This is a genomic window from Nocardioides sp. JS614 (assembly GCF_000015265.1).
Classification (GTDB): domain Bacteria; phylum Actinomycetota; class Actinomycetes; order Propionibacteriales; family Nocardioidaceae; genus Nocardioides.
The window spans coordinates 2,085,213-2,108,994 of the sequence record NC_008699.1 but is presented as its reverse complement, the minus strand read 5'-3'; the positions used below and the strand labels follow the sequence as shown (position 1 = coordinate 2,108,994).

Genomic DNA, 23,782 nt, shown 5'->3' with positions numbered 1-23,782 from the left:
CGCGGGAGGTGCGATGGAGCTCGCCGGGTTGTACCGGGACATCGTCGAGACGTCACCGGACGGCTTCTGGGTCTTCGACCTCGACGGTAGGACCCTCTACGGGAACCCGGCACTGCGGGCGTTCTTCGGGGTGGGCCCGGAGGAGCTGCTCCAGCTCACCGTCTTCGACTCGCTCGACGAGGTGGGCAAGGAGCAGTTCGCCGACCACCTCGACCAGCTCCGCGCCGGGAAGGTGAACCCGCACGACGTCGAGTGCAGGTTCGTGCGGCGCGACGGCGGCACGATGTGGGTCACTCTCAGCGAGAGCCTCGTGCCCGGGCCCGACGGCTCGGTGGCGGTCCTGCACCGGCTCAGCGACTACAGCGACCGGCGGCGCACGGTCGACGACCTCACCAGCAGCCGCCGCCGGCTCGCCGAGGCACAGCGGATCGCCCGGATCGGCAGCTGGGAGTGGGACCTCGCGCCGGACGAGATCTGGGGCTCCGAGGAGCTGTGCGCACTGTACGGCCTGGATCCCGAGCTGTTCCCGGCGTCGTACGCCGACTTCCTCGAGATCGTGCACGAGGACGACCGCGGTGCGGTCGACGAGGCCGTCCGCGGGGCACTCGAGGCACCCTCCGACTTCGTCTTCGTGGCCCGGGTCCGCACCGCCGACGGGGCCTGGGTGTGGACCCGCGGCCGCGGCGTGTCGTTGGCGGACGCCGACGGCCGGGTCGCCTCCATGTACGGCACCCACCAGGACATCACCGAGACGAAGCTCGCCGAGATCGCGCTGGAGGACCAGGTCCGGCAGAACGTCCTCCTGCAGGCGATGGCGACGGCCGCCAACGAGGCGGCCACCCTCGAGGACGTCCTCCTGCAGGCCCGCCACCTCGTGCTGTTGCACGACGACTGGGTGCGTGGGCGCGCGTTCGTGCCGACCGAGGATCGCCGTGCGGTCGTCGCGCTGCACGTCACCGGCGAGGACCAGGCCGCCGACCTCGCGGCACCCGCGCAGGCGGCCGCCGACCTCGCTCTTGCCAACCGAGCCTTCCTGGAGCGCGGCTCGGTGTGGGACGAGGACCGGCTGACGATCGCGTTCACCGTCGCGCACGGCGACGAGGTCGTCGCCGTGCTGACGATCACCTCCGCCCCGCCGCTGCACCGGTTCGAGCTGATCGAGGCGATGGTGGAGCAGGTCGGGGTGCAGCTCGGCCGGGTCGCCGAGCGCGAGCGCGCGCAGCGCGAGCTCGCCGACGCGCGGGACGTGGCCATGGCCGCGTCCCGCCAGAAGTCGGAGTTCCTGGCCACCATGAGCCACGAGATCCGCACGCCGCTCAACGGCGTGATCGGGCTCAACGACCTGCTCCTGCGCACTCCGCTCGACCCGGACCAGCTGCGACTCGCCTCCGGCGTCCAGGTCGCCAGCCGGGCGCTGCTCGGCGTCATCAACGACATCCTCGACTTCTCCAAGATCGAGGCGGGCAAGCTCGAGCTGGAGCGCCTGGACTTCGAGGTCCGCGGCGTGTTCGACCAGGTTGCGAGCCTCCTCGGCGAGGCCGCGCGGGCCAAGGGGCTCGAGCTGATCGTCTCCTGCCACTCCGAGGTGCCGGAGGTGCTCCGCGGCGACCCGACCCGGCTCGCGCAGGTGATCACGAACCTCGGCTCGAACGCGGTGAAGTTCACCGAGGAGGGCGAGGTCTTCATCCGGGCGACCGCGTCCCCGGGGCCGGCTGGCCGGACCCGGCTGCACGTCAGCGTCACCGACACGGGCGTCGGGGTGCCGGCGAACGACGTCGGCGAGCTGTTCGAGGCCTTCATCCAGGCCGACGCGTCCACCACCCGCCGGTTCGGCGGGACCGGCCTCGGCCTGGCGATCTCCCGGGAGATCGTCCAGGCACTGGGCGGCGAGATCGGGATGGAGCCCAACCCCGGCGGCGGCAGCGTCTTCTGGTTCACCGCGGACCTCGAGTCCCCGGGCGGGCCCAGGGTGGACGCCGACGACGAGTACGCCCGCAGCTGGCTGAGCGGGCGGCGGGTGCTCGTCGTGGACGACAACCAGCACAACCGGCTGATCCTGGAGGAGCAGCTCGGGTGGTGGCGGATCCGGGTCGCGGCCGCCTCCTCGGCCGACGAGGCCGAGCAGGCCGTCGCCGCGGCACACGCCGCCGGTGACCCGTTCGAGGCCGTGCTGCTGGACCTCTCGATGCCCGGACGCGACGGGCTCGACCTGGCGCGATCGCTGCGCGCGGAGCCGTCGTACGACCTGCGCGTGATCATGCTGGCCTCGGGGTCCACGCCGTCGGCGTGGGACCTGCGGACCGCCGGCATCGTCGCCTGCCTGACCAAGCCGGTGCTCGGGGCCGAGGTACGAGCCGCGCTGTTGCGGCACCTGGCCGGGGTGGAGCCGCGGCCCGAGCCCGAGCTGCCCGTCGTCGGGCCGGACCCGGGCCCGCGGGCCCGGGTCCTGGTGGTGGAGGACAACGAGGTCAACCAGCTCGTCGCGGTCGGCCTGCTCGAGGCCCTCGGCTACCGCGCGCGGGTCGCCGAGGACGGGGCAGCGGCGCTGACGGCGCTCGCCGAGGAGCACTTCGACCTGGTGCTGATGGACGTGCAGATGCCACGGATGGACGGGTACGCCGCCACCCGGGCGATCCGGGCGGGCGAGTCGGACGGGCGGTCCCGCCTGCCGGTGGTCGCCATGACCGCCGCCGCGGTGGAGGGCGAGCGGGAGCGGTGCGTGGCGGCCGGGATGGACGACTTCTTGACCAAGCCCGTCGACGCGGGAGCACTCGCCGCCGTGCTCGACCAGTGGGTCGGCACCCGATCCGGGTCCGTACCGCGTAGCGTGCGGGTCGTGAGCGAGGAGCAGAACCGCGGACCCGACGACGCGCTCGAGGGGCTGACCCTCGACCGGCTCGACGAGCTGCGGGACCTCGACCCCGACAACACGGCCTACCTGGACCGGGCGATCGGCAACTTCGTCGCCAACACGCCGGGGACGCTCGAGTCGATCCGGGCGGCCGTGGCCGCCGACGACGCGGCGACGCTCAAGCAGGTCGTGCACAAGCTCGCGGGTGGCGCCTTGAACCTCGGCGTCACCCGGGCCGGGCGCACCGCGCAGCAGATCGAGCTGATCGCCGACACCGGCACGACCGACGGGGCCGCGGAGCTGGTCGAGCAGCTGGCCGAGGAGCTCGCGGACGGCCGCGCCGCCCTGCTGGCCTACCAGGCGACGTACTCGGCCACCTGAGCCCTCTCGGTCCTCGAGGTTTCCCGGACGCCGCCCGCTGGGTACGGGACAGCGTCGGGGGGACAACGAGGCAGGGAGCAACCATGAAGAGCCTGATCGGGATCATCGTCGTCGTCTGGCTGGTGATCGGCGTGCTGGCCGCGTGGCAGCGCGGCTACTTCGGCGACGACCAGGACGTCAACTGCAAGTCGGCGGGCGACACGGCGCTCACCATCGTCGCCGGGCCGCTGAACTATCTCGGGGTCAACCCGAAGATCGACTGCAACGTGGACGTGAAGGTCCCCCAGCCGTCCGAATGAGCCGGCCGTCCGAATGAGCCGGCCGTTCGAGTGAGCAGGCTCAGGCGCTCCGCCCGGGCTCGTCATCGTCGACCGTGGGCGCAGCGGAGGAGTCCAGCGCGCCCTGGTTGCCGACGAACGCGGCGATCGGCGGGAGCAGCGCGGCGAGCGCGCTCATCGCGACCGCCGCGGTCGTCGACCACAGCCGAACGACGTTCCAGGCGAGCAGGATCAGCAGCAGGCAGGCGCCCATGAGCACGAAGTAGGTGCGGTGCCGGCGGCGTCGATCCACCCCTCGACGCTACGCCCCGGGCCGGGCCACCGGGCCAGATCGCACCCGCGGACAACTCAAGATCCGCGTCCTCCGGTCGATGAAGGTGCAACTCACCAGGAGGACCGGACCATGTCGCTCGCCCCGCCCCGCCTGCGCTCCCTCCCCCGATTCGTCGACCGGTCGATCCGCACCCGCGTGCTCAGCATCGTCGGCGTCGTGGCCGCGGTCGTGCTCGCCCTCGGCGGGTACGCCGCCCACCTGATCGGGTCCGGCGCCGACCGTGGCGACGTGCTGATGCGCGCGAACACGGCCACCGGGGCTGCGCTGCAGGCCGACATGATGCACGACGCGATCCGCAGCGACGTGCTCCAGGTGCTCGGCAACCCCGACGACCCCGGCGCCCGCCTCTCGGCCGCCGCGGACCTGGAGCAGCACGCTGCGGCGCTGCAGGACAGCCTCGACGAGGTGCGCGCCGCGCACCTGGGCGCGGACGTCGACCGGGCCCTCGCCGACGCCACCCCGATCGTCGAGGTGTACCTGACGGCCGCGTCCTCCTGGATGACGACGGCGGAGGAGGACCCGGCCCGGGCGCGCGCGGCGTACCCCTCGTTCCTGCAGGCCTTCCACACCCTCGAGGACACCCTGCCCGTGGTCACCGACGCGGTCGCGCAGCACGCGGTCGCCGCCCAGCAGGGCGTCGAGGCGCAGCGGGGCGCCGTCACCCGGCTGCTGGTCGGTGCGTCGATCGGGCTGGTGGTCGTGCTCGCCCTCGGGCTGCTGCTGACCCGCTCGCTCGTGCGCCCGCTCGACCGCGTGCGCGCCGTGCTCGAGGCGCTCGCCGAGGGTGACCTCACCCGCCACGCCGACGTCGACAGCCGCGACGAGCTCGGTCAGATGGCGGCCGCGCTCGAGCGGGCGACCGAGCGGCTGCGGGCCACGGTCCGCGACATCGACCTGGCCGCCCAGGAGCTCGCCGACTCCTCGGCGGACCTGTCGCGGGTCTCGGCGCAGATGAGCGACTCCGCCTCCGGGTCCGCGGCCAGCGCGCTGCAGGTGTCCACGGCGGCGGGCCAGGTGTCGGAGCACGTGCACGCCGTCGCGGCGGGCACCGAGGAGATGTCCGCCTCGATCCGCGAGATCGCCCAGAGCACCAGCAGTGCCGCGGTGGTCGCCACCGAGGCCGTGACGATCGCCCAGAGCACCACCGAGCTCGTCACGCAGCTCGGGGAGTCGTCCACCCAGATCGGCAACGTGGTCAAGCTGATCTCGAGCATCGCGGGCCAGACCAACCTGCTGGCGCTGAACGCGACCATCGAGGCCGCTCGCGCGGGGGACGCCGGGAAGGGGTTCGCCGTGGTCGCCGGCGAGGTCAAGGAGCTCGCCGACCAGACCGGTTCGGCCACCGAGGACATCGAGCGCCAGGTCGCGGCGATCCAGCGCGACACCGTGCGGGCGGCCGACGCGATCGGCCGCATCTCCGCGGTGATCGACCAGGTCAACGACACCCAGGCGGCGATCGCCTCCGCGATCGAGCAGCAGACCGCCACGAGCGCCGAGATGAGCCACGGCGTGGCCGAGGCCGCGACCGGCAGCGGGACGATCGCGCAGACCATCGACGAGGTGGCCCGACTGGCCGGTGACACCACCGACGCCTCGAGCGCGACGAGGGCGGCGGCGGACGGGCTCTCGGCGGTCTCCATGCGGATGCGGGGCCTGGTCGGCCAGTTCCGCTACTGACCGCGGCCGCCACCGGCCGGGTCGATGCTCGTGTGGGGCGAGGGTCGGCCCGGCCGGGTCCTGGGGTCAGGCCCCGGCGACGGCCCTCGGCTCGAGCACCACGACGGCGGTCTCGACCGGCCGACGCGCGGCGTACGCCTCCAGGTTCTTGTCGATCTCCGCCCACCGGGCCCAGAGCCGATCTCGACGCTCCGGACGACCCGGCGTACGAGCTGGTGACGGCCGTGGCCCGCCGGCATTGAGCGCTCGGCGGTCGGCACGAGCCGATGGTTCGGCTGGTGGGGCGGGTGGGGCTCGAACCCACGACCCAAGGATTATGAGTCGCTTGGAGGGACGTCGGGTCCAGACGTCTTGGTCGCCGTTGAGCCTGACGCGTTGGTTCATCCTCCGGCATCACTCGGCTTGGTCGCTGCCGGTACGGACGGGTGGCGTTGCAAAGCGTTAGCAGCGGGCCGGGCAGTGCCACGCTCAAAACGCACGTCGTGGTGCTTTGGTGCGAACGTGGAAAAGTGTGAGCGTCAGGCAGGCGACCCCGCGCTCCCGACGAACGGGCCGAGCCGGAAAACCGGGGGGCTCCTTCGTCCGTGGAGCACGCCAGAGGCGATCGACGTCGCGGTGGCACGACCCGCTTCAGCCGAGCCCGGCGCACCGTTTGCCCTCCACGGTCAATCGCCTTCCGACGGCCACTGGACAACCCCCAATCGGAGATCGTCGAACAGCTCGTCGACGGCATCCTCGGTCGACGGGGAGAATACGCGCTTGACTTCCAGCAGACGCCAGGCCGCTTGATGAACGAGCTCGAAGAACTCAGCCAGAAGGTCCATGCGCCGCAACTCTCCGCTGTGACCGCCGTGGGCCACCGAGCTGCGCACTCCGAAGAATCTTTGATATTCCCTACGCCGTTGTCGACGTGAAAGCGGGTCCGCGAACAGGAGGGCGTAGCGGTCGGCCATGACTGCACCGGGTAGCGCCCGTTTGCCAGTCAACAAGGCGTCCAAGCTGACGCCGAGCGCCAACGCCGCGTCGTCGGAGGCGGTCGTGTAGTGCGCCTCGGCGAACCAGCGTGCCGCGACACGAAGCCGCCGTGCGACCGGGTCGTCGTCTTCCAGCGTGGCTGCCACAGCATCCCTTAGGTAGGTCTGCTGAAGCAGATCGCCCAGCGGAAGAGGTTCAGCGTTATACCACTGCACGGGAAGATATGGCCCAAGGGCGTCGGTGACCGTGAGGGGGAAGGACGCCAGTTCGACCGACGCGTCGGCCGCCCTGAGGATCGCCTCAACCGCTGCGCGGTCGAGCGTGAGGCCGCGCTCGCCCGGCCGGTTCACCTCACCCCGACGAAAGACCTCGTGACCGCGAAGGTCGCGCTCCAGCAAGAGCGGCAGGTCAACCACATCGCGCAGGTAACGCTCCGTCTGCGCCACAGCCTTCGCACGCTGACCGACTGTCCATGAGCACAGTCCGACCGGTGGCTGGCTGGTGGCGAGCGGTCGCGCCCCAACGCGCTCCCGGAGCCATCGTTCGCCCTCATCTGCGGTGACAACACACCGAGTACCCGCCACTGACCGCGCTGCGTCGAGTAGTTCGGTATTCGCCAACCCGATGACGGCGTTCCCGATGATCATCGGAGGCCCATGCCAGGAGACATTGGCAACGAGTTGAGCTGTGAAGGCCCGGCCCGCGGTGCGCAGCGACTCGATGCGGGCGGCGAAGAAGGTCTCGCGTTGATCCTGAGGAAGCGAACTCCCACGCACGACTAGGGAGCCGACTAGAGGCCAGAACTCCTCCTCGTCCCAGCGCGCTTGAACTCTGGCGTCCGCAAGCATGCGCACCACCGCGCGTTCGAATGCACCAAGCGCATCATTCGTTAGCGCAACTGCGCCTCGGGGCCCTGTGAGCGCGGCTGTCGCAGATCTGCGGTAGTCCTCCACGCTCCAGCCATAGTCCCAGGGCTCAAGATCGGGTGCCTCCACAACTCCTTCGGATGCGGTCAGCAAATCGGCAACCGTGTCGCTTCGAGTGGGGATCTGCCGTTTGTCAGAACGTGCCACGACGGGAGGATACGCGCCGGGCCGCTGCACTGACGTGACTTCGGTTGTCGCGTTCGCCCGCCATTCATGTCGGCTTGGAAGGGGATTACCTATCCCTTCCTAGCGACATTTCCGCAGGTCAGCGGTGTCCTGCTAACAACTTGCTCTCAGGTCATTGTCTAGCGACGAACGTGCTTGCAAGTGAGTACGAACTTCACGGGCCAGTGACCCAAGACGACGATCTCTCCCCATCTCCCCAGATCGAAGTCCCACAGCAGCAAAGAGTGGGTGCCTCGTGCCACCCAGCCGTCACGGCGGTCAGAGCGATCCTTGAGCACATGCGACGTGGTGACTGCCCAAGACTCGATCCTGTCGACCACGCCGTCCCCGTCGGTGTCAGTCTTGATCGTCTTCACGCGAGGGTCCGCAGGCTCCGCGACGGACTTCAGGATCCAGGACGAGCCAGCGCACCGACCCTTTCCGTAGAAGGTGTGAGTGCCGGTTTCGGGCGTCTGCCCAGCGGATCCGATTCGCGCGGCGGCCGATGCGGGAACACCAGCTGCAAGCATCGCGAGCATCGCTGTGGCGAGCATGTACCGCATGTCCACCTCCGGTCCTCAAGACTTCCTACACAGTAAGAGCCCGCAGTAATCCCCCGTGCGGACTTCGACAACACTGTCAGTCGTCTCGGCCTGTCCAGCGCTCTGGCTTCGCAAATGGGGTGCCAGCAAAGTCGTCGTACTCCCGTACGGGCGGGCGTGGCCGGAGGCCGCCTTCTTGCACCGTGAAGTCAGCTAAGCGGTCCAAGTCGTCTTCCAAGCGCTTCGCGCTCGTCGTTTGCGTGGGCGTCAGGCTGGACGGCACCGCCGGTTCCCAAGTGATCATCGGATTGCGGAGTTGACTACTCCACAGCCCGAAGCAACGGTCCTTCGCTTCCTGCTTCCCGGGATGCCACGGGAGCGCTGCAACCGTGGTCCCTCCAAGATGGGGCAGCCCCTTCCATCCATCATGGATTCGGACAGTGATTAGCAAGACCGCTTCATGGCCATACGCCGCCAGAGAAACGATGCCGTGCGTGAATCCGTCTCCAGCGAGCATGCCAACGGACGGCAGGCCAGGGATCAAGATCTCCTCCCGTACGCTCTGCGATGCTCGGAGCACGAAGACGGTCCACACTGCAACGTCGGGCCACCTCTTGACGGCCGTAAGCTGGTCCCCGAGCTTCGGGGCCTTGCCCCGCGTCGGAAGCTCCCAGGTCCGGATGCAGTGCAGCGAGAAGATCTGCGCGTAGCGCAACCGCGGCAGCCGGGTGAGCTGGAGACTCTTGCGCTCAAGGTCCTGCCCGGAGAGCGTTGCATAGGCCCGTCCCGAACGGTGGTAGTGCAGCTTTGGCCTGTACGGAGTCTCCGCGCTTGTGGGCAGCGCCGAGATATCCCCTTCCAGAGGTCCATATCGCCACGGTCCGGCCTGCATCGGTGCGATGAAGACTCCGCCATCGGGAGACAGACCGATGACACCAGCGGACTTGAACTCAAACGTGTCTCTCGTTCGACGCATCAACCCGACATGAAACGCGCGAGGCTTCCTTGTCTCATCCGTCGAAGTCGTCTCTGTTTCCTCAACTGACACGAGCCTATTCTCCCCGGACGCCTGCTCGCAGTTTGCAAACAGTTCCGTCCGCCAACCCACTCCCTTGAACGAGACTGAGAACTAGCATTCCTCGGTGATGCGCTGGACCCGGGAGCGCTCAACGTCAGCGCGACGCACTGAACGCGGGGCCCGTCGATTGCGTCGCAGGTTCAGCACACCACCTCGGACGCTAGGTCGAAGTCGAGGCGTCGCTCGAAGGTCGACTTGCCGAGGGAGTTGGGACCGAGTCGATACCTGTTCGCCAGGGCCCGCGCACGCTCGAACGGTCCACGGCTGAGTAGCGACACGCCCATGTCGGCGCAGGTCAGGTACAGGACCAGGTTTCGACGATCAGCCGCGCTCACTCCATCACTTTCGAGACGATCAAGCAGGTCGGAGAGTCCCGTTTGCGCCGTGTTCACGTCGAACTTGCACCTCTCGAAGTAGTAACGAGCCGTCTCGATGAGGTCCGACCGGAGCAGATCCGCGATCTTCGTCATTCCCCGGTAACGGAGAGCCTTCGACTTGAGCTCCACCTCGAACCTGAGCTGCTGAGGACGCGTCCTGGCGAGCTCTCGCTGCAGCCCGGGACCTTTGGAGTTGGCCGACTCGAACCACTTGTCATAGCCCCGCGCGATCCAGCTCCGATTACCACGAGTGAGGGTTTGAAGGGTGACCCCGTCCTCTCGATAGTCGCGCCGGTTCACTCTGACGTTGGCCATGGGGTGACGGGCGATTGCAGTCAGCGTCGCCGGCACGTCGCGGACCCCGTAGAAGTCTCGCGTCAGGTCGAGCCTGGTAACCGCGACCTCATGAGGTCGAGGGGTGTCCGGTAGCGCCTCGGCGACACCACGCATTAGAACTTCCATAGCCCGAGGGAGCTCGTCCGGGCTGACGCCATCCCAGTTGTGACCGAGCAGCATGCGAGGAATCGACGCCTGCAGTCGAATCTGAGGACCGGCCCCAGACACCCAGGCGGACACACCCACCCGCGCCGCGCCGATGTTCAGGGAGTGAAATCCCGATGGTGCATAGTCCGTGATCTCGGCGGTGTCACGGTCGATGAGCCGCTTGTGCGAGATGGTGCTGAGCTCTTGGAGAGTCCGCAGCTGCACGGGCCCGACTACTGCGAGCGTATCGATACCTACCCCTGATTCGCGGGTTGGTTCTCCCCTGTCAGTAGGCACTTTCAGGCTGGCACTCATGCAGGACCGTCGACCTGGAGCAGGGCGATGCCGACCTGCCCACCACCTTTGGAAGACAGGATCGACCGGCCCAGTCCGAGCACTTCCGCGATGTGCTCGTCGGAGAAGCCGACCTGGCGCAGCGCTGCGTGCGTCGGCACGCGAAGGTTGCGACCGACCGTCACGGTAGGGATCTCGCCTCGGTGAGCTGCTGCGTACGCGGCATCCCGTCCGACAGTGAAGATGATCCGGCCAGCCTCGGGGACCGTGAGAGTGAGCCGCCCTCGAATCTCATCGATCATGCTCCGACCTCCGACCGCAGAGACTCGACGGTAGTCACGTAGCGGGCGAGTCGCTGCGGCCTCGGCACGCTCAGACCCCGCTCCCATCGCGAGACCGTCGACCGGTGCACCTGCAGCGCTACGGCCAGCTCGGCTCGGGAGACACCGGCGAGCTCTCGCACTCTCCGCAGCTCCTCGACCGGAGGGGCTTCGCGTTGAGTGCGCACTCGCAGGAGCAGTTGCTGGTCAAGCGCTTCGTTCATGTGAGTAATGAGACCCGCCGACCTGCCGAAACGCAACCGTTGTGCACATATGTCCTGTATCGAGAAAGGTGCATGAAATGAGACGGTGTGCATTCCTGTTGCATTGACGTCCGTCCCTCGCTACGGTCCTGCCTCATGAGCTGGGAGATCGGTCAATGGACCGCAGTCGAGGACTCGGACTTCGAGTTCAACGGATCGTCGGGCCGGTCCGACTGGATCCTGGTGCGGGGCGGCGGCTTGAGCCGCGTAATCAAAGCCAAGTTCGCGCTCGTGGCCGGGACCCCGCGCTTGGTGGGGCTGGAGTTCGACGACGGCCAGCCGGTCGCTGCTCGGCACCTTCGAGAGCCACGCATCCCTGCGATCGAAGCTGCGTTCGCGTCCTACCTCAGCGAGCGAACGGAACAGCTGACCGCCGTCCGGGAGCACGTCGACCAGGAGTACACCAGGGAGCTCACGGACGAGGAGAGAGAGGACCTGCACGGTACGGCGTCCGTGCTCGACAGGATCGCGGCACACGACGCTGCCGAAGAGGCCCGCCTCCGCGAACTCGGCGATGACATTGTGCTTCGACCCCGCGGGCGCGGAGCATCGCCGCCGACCGTGGAGGAGTTGGCCGCATTCGCGAGGGAGCTAACTAGACAGCGGCTGGCTGGTCGAGGAGCCGCGACCCGCACTGCACAGACGATCGGCATCAATCGCAGCACCGTGTATCGCTGGATCGAGGCGTGTCGTGAGCATGACCTCCTACCGAAGACCGAGGACGAATGATGGCCACGAAGATGAAGGACGGCATCACGCAGCGCGGCCGCGGGTGGACCTACGTGGTTCGCGAGCGTGATCCCGAAACAGGAAGGTCTCGGCAGCGGTGGGTCTCGGGTTTCACCACGCGCGCAGAAGCCAAGGCTGCGCGGGACGCCGCTCGGCATGCGCTACACAGCGGAACCTACGTCGCCCCGCAGGACATCACGGTCGCCGAGTGGCTCGACCGATGGATGGACGGGCACGAGGTGACGCTGAAACCCTCCACCGCAAAGACCTACAGGGACAAGATCCGGCTCTACCTCAAGCCGAAGCTTGGATCCGCACGCCTCCAGAGCCTCTCCCCGAGCGGCTTGACCGTGGTTTGGCGAGACCTCCAAGCGTCAGGCGGACGAAGTGGGGCACCGCTCTCGCGTCGCACCGTCGAGTTCGCTCGCGCCGTCCTGCATGCAGCGATGCAGGACGCGGTGGTCGAGCGCATCATCCAGGTGAACCCCGTCGACGGCTCAAAGATGGCCAAGCGCGACGGCAAGCCGAAGCACACGACCTGGACAGCGGCACAGGTGGCCTCCTTCCTCACAGCGACCACAAGCGACCGGTGGCACCCGATGTGGGCTGTGTTCGCCTCCACAGGTATGCGGCGAGGCGAGGTCGCCGGGCTGCGATGGAGCGATTCTCACGGCCCCATCGTCGATCTGGATGGCGGGACGATCCGGGTCGAGGTGTCGACGACGCAACTCGACAACCGAAGGGTGACGACAACGCCCAAGAATCATGAGCGCCGGACCATCGCCATCGACCCGGACCTCGTCACCGTCCTTCGGACCTGGAAGGCAACACAGGCCGCCGAACGCCTGGCCTTCGGCCCAGGCTATGCCGACGCGGAGGGCATCGTCTTCACATGGGAGGACGGGCGACCCGTCATGCCCGACTACATCAGCAAGACCTTTCTGACGGCCCAGACCAAGCTCAAGGAACTAGCGGCAGGACCGGGTGACGATGCCCCGGCCACGATCGTGCCGTTGCCGAGACTCGTCCTGCACGGCCTCCGTCACACCCACGCCACCATCCTGCTGCGCTCGGGCGTCCCGGTTCACGTCGTCGCTAGGCGGCTGGGCCACAAGGACCCCTCGGTGACGCTGGATACCTACGCCGACGTCATCCCGGACGACGATTCGAGCGCCGTCGACGTGTTCTGGAACGCCGTATGGGGGGCATAGGCGAGCACGTGTTCGAGGCTCCCGATAGCAGACCGTTAGCACGAGACGCAGGAAGGTATAGCCGGAAGGGATCCCACGCGGCGCTGACCTGCGCAAACTCTGGTGGGGCGGGTGGGGCTCGAACCCACGACCCAAGGATTATGAGTCCTCTGCTCTGACCGACTGAGCTACCGCCCCGTGCGGACGGGAGCCTAGTAGGCGGCCCCGCAACGGGTCAGAGCCGGTCGATCAGCCGGAGGGCGTCGTGGGGCGCGAAGCCCTTCGCGTCGTTGTCGAAGTAGACGACCACCTGCGCGACGTCGGGGCGCTCGGCCCAGCCGCGGCACTTCTCGGCCCACGCGTCGAGGGCGGCGTCGCCGTACCCGCTGGTGTAGAGCTCCTGGTCGCCGTGCAGGCGGACGTAGACGAGGTCGGAGGTGACCGCTTCGGCCAGCGGCCACCGGCCGGCGGTGTCCGCGACCACGCAGGCGACGTCGTGCTCGCGCAGCAGCGCGAACGCCTCCTCGGTGCAGAACGAGGGACTCCGGAACTCCAGGGCGTGCCGGACCCGCTGGGCCTCGAGGCCGTCCGGGACGCTGGTCAGGGCGCGGTCCTCCGGCACCTTGGCGTCGTGCCGCTCCGCCAGGGCGGCCACCTCGCCCAGGGTCCGGGGCAGCAGCCGGAAGAACGACGCGAGCAGGTCGGCGTCGAACCGGAGCCGCTCCGGGAGCTGCCAGAGCACCGGGCCCAGCTTGGGTCCGAGGGCGAGCACGCCGGAGGCGAAGAAGTTCGCCAGCGGGCCCTCGACGTCGCGCAGCCGTTTCATGTGGGTGACGTACCGGCCGCCCTTGACCGCGAAGACGAAGTCCTCGGGCGTCTGCTCGCGCCAGGCTGCGTACGACGTCGGCCGCTGCAGGCTGTAGAACGAGCCGTTGATCTCCACCGAGCCCATCCGCTCGGCCGCGTAGGCGAGCTCCTGGCGCTGGGGCAGGCCGCGCGGGTAGAAGTCGCCGCGCCAGCCGGCGTAGCTCCAGCCGGAGATGCCGACCCGGATGTCACCCGACCCGCCCGGCTGTCGACCCATGCGCGGTGGGTACCCCTCCGGTGGCGGGAGCTCACCTCGGCCGGTACGGCGAGTCCTGCGTGATCGACCCCAACCAGGACGCCGCGGAGTCGCCCCACTCGGCCAGCTCCGCGTCGTCCATCGGGGCGAGGCAGCGGATCCAGGACTCGGTGCGGGCCAGCCGGGCGAGCTGGAGCGCCGCAGGCAGGGCCGCGCGCAGCTCGGCCATCGGGGCGTGCTCGCTCCACACCTCGAGCGCCGCGTCGGCGACCCGCGCCAGCTGCGGGTCGTCCGGCGGCAGTCCGCGCCCGCGGGCGAGCACGTTCAGGGGCACCAGGAGCGCCGCGAGCGGCTCGGTCAGGAGGGCGTCGGCGAAGTCGAAGAACCGCAGCTCACCGCGCACCTCGAAGACGTTGCGTCCATGCAGGTCGTTGTGGCACAGCGTGAGCGGCAGCCCGAGCGCCGCAACCCGGTCGGCCCAGCCCGCCACGCGCGGCAGCGCGGCCCGCACGGCGGCCGCCTGCTCGGCGGCCAGGCCCCGCGGGTCGCCCGGCGGCAGGGCCGCGAAGGCCTCGAGCCGCTCCTCGACGTACCCCACGCAGTCGGCCGGTGCCAGCGTGGTCAGCCCGGCCTCGACCAGCCGGTCGACGTACCGCGCGACCTCCAGCTGCAGGTGCGCGCCGGCGGCGACCACCCGGCACCAGAGCCCGATGTCATCGTCGGCGTCCCGCTCGACGTCGCCGGCCGGCATCCCGAGGTCCGGGGTGAGGAACAGGCCGCGGGTCGTGTCGACCGCCGCCAGGGGGACGACGCGGTGCGCCGCGAGGTCGTTGAGCGCGAGGACGAGGGCAGCCTCGTAGGACTGGGTCGCGCAGTTCTGCTTGGCGTAGAAGACCCCGGTCGCCGTCTCGGCCCGCCACACCGTCGCCCAGGGGCGGGTCTGGACCGGCTCCAGCGACCGCGGCTCCCCCACGGCCGACGTCACCCAGGACAGCAGCTCGGACCGGAACGCCTCCCCCGCCCAGCGCTCGCTGGCCGGCGGCAGCCGCAGCGCGAGGTCGGCGTAGCGCGTCATGCCAGGCAGCGTGTCATGCTCGCGAGCAGGAGGTCGCACATGGACGAGCAGCTCGAGTCGTTGCCGGAGGACTGGGAGCGCGCGCTCTGCGTGGTCGCCCACCCCGACGACATGGAGTTCGGCGCGGCGGCCGCGGTCGCACGCTGGACCGCGCAGGGCAAGGACGTCACCTACTGCATGGTGACCAGCGGCGAGGCGGGCATCGACGCGATGCCGCCCGAGGAGTGCCGGGTCGTGCGCGAGGCCGAGCAGGTCGAGTCGGCGCGGATCGTCGGCGTGTCCGCGGTCGAGTTCCTCCACCAGCCCGACGGGGTGCTCGAGTACGGCGTCTCGCTGCGCCGCGAGATCGCCCACGTCGTACGCCGCTTCCGGCCCGACATCGTCGTGACCGGCAACTTCCGCGACACCTGGGGCGGGGTGAACCTCAACCAGGCCGACCACATCGCGACCGGCCGGGCGGTGGTCGACGCCGTGCGCGACGCCGGCAACCGGTGGGTGTTCCCCGAGCAGCTCGGCGACGGGCTCGAGCCGTGGGGCGGCGTCCGGGCCGTCTGGGCCTTCGGCTCCCCGAACGCCGCGCACGCGGTCGACACGAGCGACACGTTCGAGGCCGGGGTCGCCTCCCTGGAGGCGCACCGCGCCTACATCGACGGCCTCGGCTGGGAGCACTTCGACGCCCGCGAGTTCCTCGAGGGCTTCGGCCGCCAGACCGGTCAGCGCCTCGGCGTCGCGCTCGCCGCGGCGTTCGAGGTGTTCCCGATGGGCTGGGGCGAGTAGGCCGGGACAGCCTGGTCCTCCTCGGCCGACGGCGCGAACAGCCCGGCGAGCAGCGCGACGACCTCGTCCTCGCCTGCTGCCGCGGCGTCGAGGAGCCGACGCGTCGGCCCGTGCGCGAGGTGCTGCACCGCCCGGCGGATCCCCTCGGCGACGAGCGGCTCGAGGTCGGGCGAGAGACCCCGGGTGGCTCGCGCGACCTCCTCGCGGACGCACGCCTCGACGTCTGCGCGCAGGCGGCGTACCGGCTCCGCGGCCGCACGGTCCACCCACCAGTGCAGGAAGCGGTCCACCTCCTGCGCGACGATCTGCTCGGCCAGCTCCAGCGCCGCCGGCGCCGGGGCGGACGGACGCCGGCCCGGTACGGCGGCGCCGCGGAGGTCGGTGAGGTCCAGCAGTCGCACCCCGGGCACACCCCGCACGTCCGGGTCGACGTTGCGCGGCACGCACAGGTCGACGACCACGAGCTCACGACCGGACCGGTGCTCGCTCAACCCCGGTCCGAGGTCGCCGGCACGGAGCAGCCGCTCGGGCGACGACGTGCCGAACACGACGGCGTCCGCGTCGAGGAGCGCGCCCGGGAGATCGTCCAACCCGAGCACCCGCGCCCCGGCCGGCGCGATCGCGGCGGCCCGCTCCGGGTCCCGCCCGCACACCGTCAGGCGGGCACCGGCCTCCCGAGCGGCGGCGACGACGCTCACGGCCACCTGGCCGGTGCCGACGACCAGCAGGTCGCGTCCGGCCAGTCCGTCGGGGAGCAGCCCGGCCACGGCGGCGACGGCGGTCGACGCGACCGAGCCGGCGGCCAGCCCGGCGCCCGTGCTGCGGTGCACCCGGCGCGAGGTGTTCACGGCGGCGTCGACCAGCCGCTGCACCTCCAGCCCGACCGCACCCTCCGCCCGAGCGGCCTGGACCGCCGCCCGCACCTGGCCGACGATGTCGGACTCGCCGCGGACGAAGGAGTCGAGTCCGGCGGTGACCCGGAGCAGGTGTTGCACGGCCTCACGACCCGTCAGGCCGACGGCGTGCTCGAGCAGCGGCTCCGGCCCCAGCCCGCGCTGCCCGGCGAGTGCCCGCAGCAGCGCCGCCGGGTCCGCCTCGTCGGTCCACCACGCGTAGACCTCCGTGCGCTCGCAGGTCGAGAGCACCAGCACCTGGTCGACCCCCGGCACCGCCCGGAGCGCCCGGACGCTGGCGGGCAGCTCGCGCGCCGCGACGGAGAGCCGCTCCAGGACCGCCATCGGGATGCTGCGGCCCGGGAACGCGAGGCAGGTCAGCCGGCTCATCGACGTCCCTCCTTCTGCACGAGGGCGAGCACGGCCCGGACCGTCTGGCGGTGCGAGCCGAACGGTGCCCGGTCGAGGTAGGCACGCAGGTCCTGCTCGGCGGCGGCCGGACGCTTCAGCCCCATCGCGAGCACCAGGCCGCGGACGTAGAGGGCCTCGGGATAGCCCGGCCTGGTGCGGAGGGCCCGGTCGACCATCGGCTTGGCCTGCTCGGCGTTGCCGGAGGTGAACGCCACCAGGGCCAGCGCGGTGTTGGCCTCGGCGTTGCCGGGCGCGATCCGCAGGGTGGCGAGGTACTCGACGGTGGCCAGCTGCGGCTGTCGCGCCCGCGTGTAGGCGTGCGCCAGGGCCAGGTGTGCGCCGACGGACTGCGGCTGTCGGCGGACCTGTCGCACCGCGGCGTCGACGGCGTCGAGCTCCGCTGCGGTGGGCTGGGTCGCGAAGGCGCCGTCGGGTGCGGCCGCGGCAGCCGCCGGTGGCGCGGCCGCCGCCGGCGGCTCGGGCTCGACGGTGTTGCGGAGCACGACCGCGGTTCCGGTGGCGGCCGTGGCGAGGACCGCCAGGACGGCGACCCGCCGGGTCCAACGCGCGCGCCGGGTCCGCATGCTCCGCGCCGGGGCCCGGGGTTCGCGCACGACCGGCTCGGCGCGCAGCAGTGGGGCGAGCTCGGCCTCCAGGGCGCGGCGGCGGGCGGCGTGCTGTGCGTCCGTCAGCTCGCCGGCCGCGCGCTCGGCATCGAGGTCGCGGACCTGGCGCAGCAGCTGTCGGCGTACGTCGGGGGTGCTCGCGCCGGAGGGCCGCGGGGCGCGGCTCGCGGCCAGGAACGGCCGGGTCAGCAGGGCGAGCGCGACCACGCTGATCGCTCCGGCCACGAGGGCGAGGGTCACGACTCCTCCTTCAGCAGGTCGGCCAGCGCGCGGTCGACCAGGGCCCGGTCGGTCGGTGAGCCGGGCTCCGGCCCGGCGAGGCCGAGCCCGGTCCGGCTCACGGAGCGCCGACCCCTCACGAGGACGGTCGCGCCACCCGCCGCCGCGGCCGCCAGGACGAGCACGGGCAGGAGGTGCGCGACCCGGCCGATGCCGTCCGCGGGCGGGGTCAGGAGCACCGACGGCCCGTAGGCCTCGACGAAGCCGCGACGGATCTCCTCGTCGGAGACCCCGGCCGCCACCTGCTGCCGGATCTCGGTCCGCATCTGCCGCGCGAGTGGTGCCGAGGAGTCGGCGGCCGACAGGTCCGTGCAGACCGGGCACCGCAGCCCCGCGGCGATCGCCGTGGCGCGCTCCTCGTCGGTCGGTGGCCGGCCGGTCGCGGCGCCCCACACCAGGGCGCCGGCGGTGGCCATCAGGACGAGGGCCGCGAGGGCCAGGCGCAGACGGCCGCCCGACGGGCGCGCCGGGCGTGCGGGGCTCATGGCCGTGCTCCGTCGATCAGCGGCTCGAGCCGCTCACCCAACGTCGCCGCCGTCACCGGCCCCACGAACCGCTCCACGATCCGGCCGTCTCGGTCGATCAGGAAGGTCTCGGGGACGCCGCGCAGCCCGAAGTCCAGCGCCGTCGAGGAGTCCCGGTCCACGACCATCGGGTACGACGCACCGCTGGTCGCTGCGAACTGTCGGGCGTCGCCGGGGGCGTCCTGGAAGTTCACCCCGAGAACGACGACGCCGGAGTCGCGGAACCGCTCCCAGGCCGCGTTGAGCTCCGGCTGCTCGACCCGGCACTCGGTGCACCACGATGCCCAGAAGTTCACCACGACGACCTGCCCCTCCAGGTCCTCCAGGCGGACCCGGCTCTGCTCGGCCCCGTCCAGGCCGGGCAGGTCGAAGGCCGGGGCCGGGCGGCCGGACAGCGGCGAGGCCGCCAGCTTCGCGTCGGTCGTGAGCCCGAGCGCCAGCAGCAGCGCGACCAGGGCCACGCCGACGGCGAGGCCACCCAGCGGCACCAGCCGCCGACCGCCACCGCGCACCCCGCCGCCGCTCATGGCCGCGCACCCGTCACGACCACGGGCGGCACCCGCCCTTCGGCCGTCGCCGGTGGGCGGCGTCGCCGGACGCGGTGCGGCCAGCCGGCCAGCAGGCCACCGAGGATCATCAACAGCGCCCCGAGCCAGAGCCAGTTGACGCCCGGCGTGTGCAGCACCCGGACGGTCGCCGAGTCGCCGTTGTCCTGCAGTGAGATCACCGAGGTGTACAGGTCCCACACCGGCCCGCGGTCGATGGCGGGCGAGGCGATCGGCTCCGACGCGGCGGGGTACAGGTTGAGCCTGGGATCCAGTCGCAGCTCGTCGCCGTCACCGGACACGGTGAGCGCGACCGTGAGCACGGTCCGGTTCGGCTGCCGGTCGGTCTGCAGGCCCTCGTAGCGCAGCTCGTGGCCGGCGAACGTGGCCGTCTCGCCCTTCGCGAGGGTGACCTCACCCTCCTGGCCGAGCGCCGAGGAGGCGATCACGCCCGCGGCGAGGACCGCCATCCCGACGTGCACCAGGAGCCCGCCGTACCGCCGGCTGCCGCGCAGCACCCGTCGGGGTCCTCCGCCGCCCCGGACGCCGCGCACCAGCTCCCGGCCGGTGCCGACGACGACCAGCGCCACCAGGCCGAGCCCGACGACGGCGCCCGTGGACCGGACGCCGGCCAGCGTGAGCACGACGGCGACGAGCGCCGCGGCCGACGCCGGCAGCCGCAGCCGCTGCCACGCCCGGCCGGGGGTGCCCCGCCGCCACGGCAGCAGCGGGCCGACCCCCATCAGCAGGAGCAGCAGGAGGAAGACCGGGGTGACGGCGGACTCGAAGTACGGCCGCCCGACCGTCAGCTGCTGGTCGAAGACGGCCTCGGCGACCATCGGGAAGACGGTGCCGAGCAGGACGATGCCGGTGGCGGCCAGCAGCAGCACGTTGTTGCCGACCAGCGCCGCCTCCCGCGACAGCAGGGAGTCCATCCGGGCCGGGGAGCGCAGCAGCGGCAGCCGCCACACGACCAGCCCGAAGCCGCCGAGGAGCACGAGCGTGAGGAAGGTGAGGTACGCCGGCCCGACGGAGGAGTCGGCGAACGCGTGGATCGAGGTGAGCACGCTGCCGCGGGTCAGGAACGTCCCGAACGTGGTGAGGGCGAAGGCGCCGATCACCAGGCCGACGTTCCACAACGTCGCCATCCCGCTGCGGCGCTGCAGCATCACCGAGTGGAGGAACGCGGTCGCGACCAGCCACGGCAACAGGGCGACGTTCTCGACCGGGTCCCACGCCCAGTAGCCGCCCCAGCCCAGGACGGAGTACGACCAGAGCGCGCCGAGCGCCAGCCCGACGGTGAGGAAGGTCCAGACGGCGATGGTCCAGCCGCGGATCACCTCGACCCACCGGTCCGGCTGCGAGCCGCTGACCAGCGAGGCGATCGCGAACGCGAAGGGCACGGTGAAGCCGATGAAGCCGAGGTAGAGGAACGGCGGGTGCACGGCCATCAGGGGATGGTTCTGCAGCAGCGGCGCCGGTCCTCGTCCGTCGAGAGGCGCCGTCGCGAGGGTGGCGAACGGTCGTGACGGCCCGTTCACCAGGAGCAGGTAGAAGGACTGGACGAGGAACATCACACCGAGGGCCACCGGGAAGCCGGCGGGACGGTCTGTGCGGAACCGCCAGGCGACGGCCGCGCCGTAGCCGGCGAGCACCAGGTTCCACAGCAGCAGGGAGCCGTCGTCGGAGGCCCACAGGGACAGGGTCTTGAAGAACACCGGTGTCGTCGTCGAGGAGTTCTCGGCGACGTAGCGCACGCCGAAGTCGTCGGTCAGCAGCGCGATCAGCATGGCGCCGTTGACGACCAGGACGACGAGCAGCACGGCGAACGCCGCGAGCCGGGCGCTCTCCAGCCAGGCCGCGCGCCGGGGCGAGGCGCCGGCGAAGGCGGCCACCATGCCGTACGCCGCCAGCGCCAGTGCCAGCAGCAGGCCGAGCTGTCCGAGGTGCGCCATGTCAGGGTCCCTTCGTGGGGTCGGGAGCGCGGTACTCGCCGTCGTGCTTCACCAGCAGCGTGTCGGCGTGGAAGAGCCGGTCGGCGCCCAGTGCTCCCTCGAGCACGACGCCCTGGCCGGCTCGGAACAGCTGCGGCACCGACCCGGTGCTGACGACCCGGATCGACTCCTCGCCGTCGGAGACCGTGAAGGTCAGGCCCTGGTCGTCCCGGGTGACGCTGCCGGGCTCGACGTACCCGCCGAGGCGGATCCGCTGGGAGATCTCGGCCTGGCCACCGCTCACGACCTCCGTGGGAGTCAGGTAGTACACGAAGCTGCCGGTGAGGCCGCGCACCGCGATCCAGCCGAGGGCTCCCAGGATGATCGCGACGCAGACGACGACCCGGAGCCGGGTCGAGCCTCGTCGGGGCGGCGAGGGCACCGCGTCCGGACCGTGGGTCGGCTCGGGTGCCGTGGTCGTGCTCACCGGAGCCCCTTGCGCGGGGCCCGCCCGGTCAGCGCGGCGGTCAGGGCCCGGGCCCGGACCGCGCGGCGCGAGAGCCACCACCGATACCAGGCCAGCGCGGCCGCGGTCGCGCCGTACCCGGCGACGACGTAGCCGAGGTCAGCCACGACGCTCACCTCCTTCGGCACGGGCCCCGACGAGACCCGCCCGCGGGGTCGGGCGCCGCATCAGCGAACCGGCCGCGCTGTCCTCCAGGCGACCGACCCGCATCCGGACGGCCATCAGGTAGCCGTAGACGATCGAGAACGCCACGGCGCCGAGCAGCAGCGTGGCGAGCATGCCGGGATCCATCGTGGGCGCGCCGGCGCGGACGACGGTGGCCTCCTGGTGCAGCGAGCGCCACCAGACCACCGACATGTGCACGATCGGCACGTCGATGAAGCCGATCACGCCGATCACCGCCGACCAGTGTGCGCGCCGGCTCGGGCTGTCGGCGACGCGGCGGACCGAGAGGTAGCCGAGGTAGATCAGCAGCAGGACCACGGTGGTGGTCAGCCGCGGGTCCCAGGTCCACCAGGTGCCCCAGACCGGGCGGCCCCACAGCGAGCCGAGGAACAGGGTCAGCGAGCAGAACAGCACGCCGATCTCCGCGGAGGCGACGGCCATCCGGTCCCACCGGATCTGGCCGGTCCGGAGGTAGCCGATGCTCGCCGCGAACACGACGCCGAAGGACAGGAAGGCCAACCAGGCAGCGGGGACGTGCACGTACATCAGCCGTTGCACGTCCCCCTGCTCGGCGTCGGGGGGCACCACCGCGAGTGCCATCACGGCGGTGCCTCCCAACGTGACCAACGCAGCGCCACCGAAGAGCCGTTGGGCCCGAGGGGTCCCGACCTTGACGAGAAGGCGATCGAAGGTCTTCATCTCACATCCCGTCAGAGCGACTTCAGGTACTGGACGAGGTCGCCCTGCTGGGCCTCGGTGAGGCCCAGGCCGAAGGTGTCGTTGTAGTGCTGGACGACGTCGACCAGCTCCGGGAACCGACCATCGTGGTAGAAGCCGCCCTTCTGGTGGCTCCACAGACCCTTGAGCGGGCTGGTGCGGTACATGTGCGTCGGCGAGCGATCGGCCTGGAAGTTGTCGATCCCGATCTCCTCACCGGTGTGCATGTTGAACCCCGGCTCGGTGAACGTCGGCGGGACGTGGCAGGTCGAGCACTGGGCCTGTCCCATGAACAGCGACTCACCGCGGGCCGCCGCCTTCGGGTCGAAGCTGCCCTTCGGCGGCGTCGGCGCGGTCAGCGACAGCTGGTAGGCGGCGAGCGCCGGCAGCTTCGACGAGATCTTGTCGACCTTCGACCGCACGTGGCCGAAGCCGTTCTCCGCCGCGATCGGGAACTGGTCGGCGTTGTCGAGACGCGGGTCGTAGAAGTTGCCCTGACCGTGCATCTCCAGGTTCGCCACGAAGGCGTTCCAGTACGTCACCGAGCCCCACCCGGTCGAGGTGTGCTGGTTGACACCCTGCAGCCCGAACGCGGGCGGCAGCACCGTGGCCGCCGTCGTACCGTCCGGACGGAAGGCCTTCCCGTCGAGGAACAGCTGCGCGTCGAACCGGCCCGGACCCCACGCGGCCAGGACCTGCTTGACCGTGTCGACGTCGGTGTGCAGCAGATCGGCGATCGGCTGCAGGTTCGGCGCGAGGGACACGATCGCCCCGACGTTCAGGTCCCGGTTGGCCCAGCCGTCGAGCCGGTTCCCGATGCCCGGTGCGAAGGAGTCGTCGACCGTCGAGTGGCACAGCGCGCACTCGATGCCGACGGTCCGCAGGGTGCCGTCGGAGTTGAAGAACCCCCTCACGCCGACCACCGAGTTGAGCTTCAACAGGGCCAGGGTGACCGCCGGGTCGTCGAGGTTCACCTTGCCGTTCGCGAGTGCGTTCTTGACGCTGGCGGGCAGCCGCTTGACGTCGACCTTGAGCCCGACGGCCAGCGCCGTCTTGGGGCTGACGCCGCCACCGACGCCGCCGTTGTCCTCCCCCGCGATCGCGTCGTGGAGCTGGAGCGTGCCGCCCCAGAACGCCTGGTCCCCGAACGTGTCGTAGCGGAAGGTGTGTCGACCCTCCTTGACCATCGCCTGCGCGTTGTCGCCGGCGGACGGGGGGTTCTGGACGGTCGCCGGCTTCGCCGCCGGCGGACCCGCCGTTGCCTGGTAGGCCAGGGCCACCATCCCACCGAGGGCGAGGATGCCCACGGTGGCGAGCCAGCGTCGCGGGCCGCGACCGCGGCCCCGAGGATCGGGTGGTGGTACGTGGTGAGGGTCTTCCTGCT

General features: G+C 70.9%; 24 protein-coding genes and 1 tRNA gene. 6 read left to right on the top strand and 19 right to left on the bottom strand.

Going from position 1 to position 23,782, the window contains the following annotated elements; all coding sequences use genetic code 11:
• Positions 1 to 13: 13 nt before the first annotated feature.
• Entirely contained in the window at positions 14 to 3,232 is a 3,219-nt protein-coding gene (locus NOCA_RS25765; protein ID WP_011755434.1) for a response regulator, read from the top strand.
• An 83-nt stretch (positions 3,233 to 3,315) separates the two neighbouring features.
• A complete protein-coding gene (locus tag NOCA_RS11425; protein ID WP_011755433.1) occupies positions 3,316 to 3,531 on the top strand; it encodes a hypothetical protein in 216 nt (71 codons plus the stop codon).
• Between the two features lie 40 nt (positions 3,532 to 3,571).
• Here the strand turns inward: NOCA_RS11425 and NOCA_RS11420 are convergent, their stop codons facing one another.
• A complete protein-coding gene (locus NOCA_RS11420; protein ID WP_011755432.1) occupies positions 3,572 to 3,802 on the bottom strand; it encodes a DUF3099 domain-containing protein in 231 nt (76 codons plus the stop codon).
• A 111-nt stretch (positions 3,803 to 3,913) separates the two neighbouring features.
• Here NOCA_RS11420 and NOCA_RS11415 point away from each other — a divergent pair, with 111 nt between their 5' ends.
• Positions 3,914 to 5,521 carry a methyl-accepting chemotaxis protein gene (locus tag NOCA_RS11415; protein WP_011755431.1) on the top strand — a complete coding sequence of 536 codons (1,608 nt, stop codon included), beginning with the start codon at positions 3,914 to 3,916 and terminating at the stop codon, positions 5,519 to 5,521.
• Between the two features lie 665 nt (positions 5,522 to 6,186).
• Here NOCA_RS11415 and NOCA_RS27060 read toward each other — a convergent pair.
• From NOCA_RS27060 to NOCA_RS28655, 6 genes are all read right to left on the bottom strand, one after another.
• Entirely contained in the window at positions 6,187 to 7,569 is a 1,383-nt protein-coding gene (locus tag NOCA_RS27060) for a hypothetical protein (RefSeq protein ID WP_140403866.1), read from the bottom strand.
• A 158-nt stretch (positions 7,570 to 7,727) separates the two neighbouring features.
• Positions 7,728 to 8,156: a hypothetical protein gene (locus tag NOCA_RS11405; protein WP_011755428.1), complete on the bottom strand. Its 429-nt coding sequence runs from the start codon at positions 8,154 to 8,156 to the stop codon at positions 7,728 to 7,730.
• Positions 8,157 to 8,226: 70 nt separating this feature from the next.
• Positions 8,227 to 9,177 (bottom strand): hypothetical protein, encoded by a 951-nt coding sequence (locus NOCA_RS11400; RefSeq protein ID WP_011755427.1) that lies wholly within the window; start codon positions 9,175 to 9,177, stop codon positions 8,227 to 8,229.
• Positions 9,178 to 9,347: 170 nt separating this feature from the next.
• Positions 9,348 to 10,382: a phage/plasmid replication domain-containing protein gene (locus tag NOCA_RS11395; protein WP_011755426.1), complete on the bottom strand. Its 1,035-nt coding sequence runs from the start codon at positions 10,380 to 10,382 to the stop codon at positions 9,348 to 9,350.
• On the bottom strand, positions 10,379 to 10,663 hold the full coding sequence (locus NOCA_RS27055; RefSeq protein WP_041546479.1) for a hypothetical protein: 285 nt from the start codon (positions 10,661 to 10,663) through the stop codon (positions 10,379 to 10,381). Before NOCA_RS27055 ends, NOCA_RS11395 begins: the two co-directional genes overlap by 4 nt.
• The gene (locus NOCA_RS28655; RefSeq protein ID WP_086000407.1) at positions 10,660 to 10,905 is read right to left on the bottom strand and encodes a helix-turn-helix domain-containing protein; all 246 of its coding nucleotides are present in this window, start codon (positions 10,903 to 10,905) and stop codon (positions 10,660 to 10,662) included. Before NOCA_RS28655 ends, NOCA_RS27055 begins: the two co-directional genes overlap by 4 nt.
• Positions 10,906 to 11,040: 135 nt before the next feature.
• Between NOCA_RS28655 and NOCA_RS11380 the strand changes: the two genes are divergently transcribed.
• Both NOCA_RS11380 and NOCA_RS11375 read left to right on the top strand, forming a co-directional pair.
• Entirely contained in the window at positions 11,041 to 11,673 is a 633-nt protein-coding gene (locus NOCA_RS11380; RefSeq protein WP_011755424.1) for a hypothetical protein, read from the top strand.
• Positions 11,673 to 12,884, top strand: coding sequence for a tyrosine-type recombinase/integrase (locus NOCA_RS11375; RefSeq protein ID WP_011755423.1), 1,212 nt, complete (start codon positions 11,673 to 11,675; stop codon positions 12,882 to 12,884). The genes NOCA_RS11380 and NOCA_RS11375 overlap by 1 nt, the downstream gene beginning before the upstream one ends.
• A gap of 100 nt (positions 12,885 to 12,984) precedes the next feature.
• Here NOCA_RS11375 and NOCA_RS11370 read toward each other — a convergent pair.
• From NOCA_RS11370 to NOCA_RS11360, 3 genes are all read right to left on the bottom strand, one after another.
• Positions 12,985 to 13,061 (bottom strand) — tRNA-Ile (locus NOCA_RS11370).
• A gap of 37 nt (positions 13,062 to 13,098) precedes the next feature.
• Entirely contained in the window at positions 13,099 to 13,947 is an 849-nt protein-coding gene (locus NOCA_RS11365) for a DUF72 domain-containing protein (protein WP_011755422.1), read from the bottom strand.
• Positions 13,948 to 13,978: 31 nt separating this feature from the next.
• Positions 13,979 to 15,001 carry a hypothetical protein gene (locus tag NOCA_RS11360; protein ID WP_011755421.1) on the bottom strand — a complete coding sequence of 341 codons (1,023 nt, stop codon included), beginning with the start codon at positions 14,999 to 15,001 and terminating at the stop codon, positions 13,979 to 13,981.
• Positions 15,002 to 15,040: 39 nt separating this feature from the next.
• Between NOCA_RS11360 and NOCA_RS11355 the strand changes: the two genes are divergently transcribed.
• On the top strand, positions 15,041 to 15,778 hold the full coding sequence (locus NOCA_RS11355; protein ID WP_011755420.1) for a PIG-L deacetylase family protein: 738 nt from the start codon (positions 15,041 to 15,043) through the stop codon (positions 15,776 to 15,778).
• Here NOCA_RS11355 and hemA read toward each other — a convergent pair.
• From hemA to NOCA_RS11315, 9 genes are read right to left on the bottom strand one after another with little or no spacing between them, the layout of a single operon-like run.
• On the bottom strand, positions 15,715 to 17,061 hold the full coding sequence (gene hemA / locus NOCA_RS11350; RefSeq protein WP_011755419.1) for a glutamyl-tRNA reductase: 1,347 nt from the start codon (positions 17,059 to 17,061) through the stop codon (positions 15,715 to 15,717). The two genes, NOCA_RS11355 and hemA, sit on opposite strands and share 64 nt — an antisense overlap.
• Complete coding sequence (locus tag NOCA_RS11345; RefSeq protein ID WP_011755418.1) at positions 17,058 to 17,948, bottom strand: tetratricopeptide repeat protein; 891 nt, start codon at positions 17,946 to 17,948, stop codon at positions 17,058 to 17,060. The genes hemA and NOCA_RS11345 overlap by 4 nt, the downstream gene beginning before the upstream one ends.
• Positions 17,945 to 18,472, bottom strand: coding sequence for a cytochrome c-type biogenesis protein (locus NOCA_RS11340; protein ID WP_011755417.1), 528 nt, complete (start codon positions 18,470 to 18,472; stop codon positions 17,945 to 17,947). Before NOCA_RS11340 ends, NOCA_RS11345 begins: the two co-directional genes overlap by 4 nt.
• Entirely contained in the window at positions 18,469 to 19,038 is a 570-nt protein-coding gene (locus NOCA_RS11335; RefSeq protein WP_011755416.1) for a TlpA family protein disulfide reductase, read from the bottom strand. Before NOCA_RS11335 ends, NOCA_RS11340 begins: the two co-directional genes overlap by 4 nt.
• Complete coding sequence (locus NOCA_RS11330) at positions 19,035 to 21,011, bottom strand: heme lyase CcmF/NrfE family subunit (RefSeq protein WP_011755415.1); 1,977 nt, start codon at positions 21,009 to 21,011, stop codon at positions 19,035 to 19,037. The genes NOCA_RS11335 and NOCA_RS11330 overlap by 4 nt, the downstream gene beginning before the upstream one ends.
• Position 21,012: 1 nt before the next feature.
• Positions 21,013 to 21,477, bottom strand: coding sequence for a cytochrome c maturation protein CcmE (locus tag NOCA_RS11325; protein ID WP_011755414.1), 465 nt, complete (start codon positions 21,475 to 21,477; stop codon positions 21,013 to 21,015).
• Complete coding sequence (locus NOCA_RS27545; RefSeq protein WP_011755413.1) at positions 21,474 to 21,623, bottom strand: hypothetical protein; 150 nt, start codon at positions 21,621 to 21,623, stop codon at positions 21,474 to 21,476. The genes NOCA_RS11325 and NOCA_RS27545 overlap by 4 nt, the downstream gene beginning before the upstream one ends.
• Positions 21,616 to 22,380: a cytochrome c biogenesis protein CcsA gene (ccsA, locus tag NOCA_RS11320; RefSeq protein WP_011755412.1), complete on the bottom strand. Its 765-nt coding sequence runs from the start codon at positions 22,378 to 22,380 to the stop codon at positions 21,616 to 21,618. The genes NOCA_RS27545 and ccsA overlap by 8 nt, the downstream gene beginning before the upstream one ends.
• 11 nt (positions 22,381 to 22,391) lie before the next feature.
• Positions 22,392 to 23,705 (bottom strand): hypothetical protein, encoded by a 1,314-nt coding sequence (locus NOCA_RS11315; RefSeq protein ID WP_197687659.1) that lies wholly within the window; start codon positions 23,703 to 23,705, stop codon positions 22,392 to 22,394.
• Positions 23,706 to 23,782: the final 77 nt, after the last annotated feature.

What these genes read in the sequence shown, in the direction of transcription:
- NOCA_RS11375 (WP_011755423.1), top strand. Translation starts at nt 11,673, where the DNA reads ATGGCCACGAAGATGAAGGACGGCATCACGCAGCGCGGCCGCGGGTGG.
- NOCA_RS11360 (WP_011755421.1), bottom strand. Translation starts at nt 15,001, where the DNA reads ATGACGCGCTACGCCGACCTCGCGCTGCGGCTGCCGCCGGCCAGCGAG.
- NOCA_RS11335 (WP_011755416.1), bottom strand. Translation starts at nt 19,038, where the DNA reads ATGAGCGGCGGCGGGGTGCGCGGTGGCGGTCGGCGGCTGGTGCCGCTG.
- NOCA_RS11355 (WP_011755420.1), top strand. Translation starts at nt 15,041, where the DNA reads ATGGACGAGCAGCTCGAGTCGTTGCCGGAGGACTGGGAGCGCGCGCTC.
- NOCA_RS11380 (WP_011755424.1), top strand. Translation starts at nt 11,041, where the DNA reads ATGAGCTGGGAGATCGGTCAATGGACCGCAGTCGAGGACTCGGACTTC.
- ccsA (WP_011755412.1), bottom strand. Translation starts at nt 22,380, where the DNA reads ATGAAGACCTTCGATCGCCTTCTCGTCAAGGTCGGGACCCCTCGGGCC.
- NOCA_RS11415 (WP_011755431.1), top strand. Translation starts at nt 3,914, where the DNA reads ATGTCGCTCGCCCCGCCCCGCCTGCGCTCCCTCCCCCGATTCGTCGAC.
- NOCA_RS11340 (WP_011755417.1), bottom strand. Translation starts at nt 18,472, where the DNA reads ATGAGCCCCGCACGCCCGGCGCGCCCGTCGGGCGGCCGTCTGCGCCTG.
- NOCA_RS28655 (WP_086000407.1), bottom strand. Translation starts at nt 10,905, where the DNA reads ATGAACGAAGCGCTTGACCAGCAACTGCTCCTGCGAGTGCGCACTCAA.
- NOCA_RS11395 (WP_011755426.1), bottom strand. Translation starts at nt 10,382, where the DNA reads ATGAGTGCCAGCCTGAAAGTGCCTACTGACAGGGGAGAACCAACCCGC.
- NOCA_RS11330 (WP_011755415.1), bottom strand. Translation starts at nt 21,011, where the DNA reads ATGGCGCACCTCGGACAGCTCGGCCTGCTGCTGGCACTGGCGCTGGCG.
- NOCA_RS11425 (WP_011755433.1), top strand. Translation starts at nt 3,316, where the DNA reads ATGAAGAGCCTGATCGGGATCATCGTCGTCGTCTGGCTGGTGATCGGC.
- NOCA_RS25765 (WP_011755434.1), top strand. Translation starts at nt 14, where the DNA reads ATGGAGCTCGCCGGGTTGTACCGGGACATCGTCGAGACGTCACCGGAC.
- hemA (WP_011755419.1), bottom strand. Translation starts at nt 17,061, where the DNA reads ATGAGCCGGCTGACCTGCCTCGCGTTCCCGGGCCGCAGCATCCCGATG.
- NOCA_RS27055 (WP_041546479.1), bottom strand. Translation starts at nt 10,663, where the DNA reads ATGATCGATGAGATTCGAGGGCGGCTCACTCTCACGGTCCCCGAGGCT.
- NOCA_RS11365 (WP_011755422.1), bottom strand. Translation starts at nt 13,947, where the DNA reads ATGGGTCGACAGCCGGGCGGGTCGGGTGACATCCGGGTCGGCATCTCC.